Genomic DNA, 529 nt, shown 5'->3' on the forward strand with positions numbered 1-529 from the left:
TTGATGGTGAACCTAGAGACGCAGAAGCAGTATCTAAGCTACTTATCAATCATCAGTTTCGGGGTGCTCCTATTATAGTTCCCCATGATGAAAGTGCTAAGGGTAAATCACCAGAGACACAAGGTAAAATCTTACAGCGTATGGGCTATAACGTCCGTCCTGAATCATTTAGAAACCCTGTAGACAATCAACTAAATGTTAAACGTTATGGCCTATCTACAACTGAACGCTATAACGATATTGAACGTGGTTTGATTGAAATGAATTACTTATTTAAGAATGGAAAGCTGAAAGTTAATAAACACCTGTGGCAATGGTTCAGAGAAATGCGCTCATATTCTTATAAATATAATGAGGTTACTAAATCAATTGGGTACGCTGGTTCTGATCATTGTATTGATGCTAGTCGTTATTCAATACTTTCACTAATCGCTATGCGTGGTGATGAAGTTTACAAATGTTACGATTTAAATAATTCACGTTTGGAAGGATTTGAAACGATTACATGGGAAAACACCAATTTTTAATT

Annotated in this window: 1 protein-coding gene; it reads left to right on the forward strand. The window is 35.9% G+C overall.

The window, feature by feature from the left end; all coding sequences use genetic code 11:
* Window positions 1–527: phage terminase large subunit family protein (locus tag N1032_RS27670; protein ID WP_259543940.1), on the forward strand; the 527-nt coding region annotated here is incomplete at its 5' end.
* Window positions 528–529: the final 2 nt, after the last annotated feature.

The sequence above is a fragment of the Herbiconiux daphne genome, from assembly GCF_024979295.1.
GTDB classification, from domain to species: Bacteria; Actinomycetota; Actinomycetes; order Actinomycetales; family Microbacteriaceae; genus Herbiconiux; species Herbiconiux daphnes.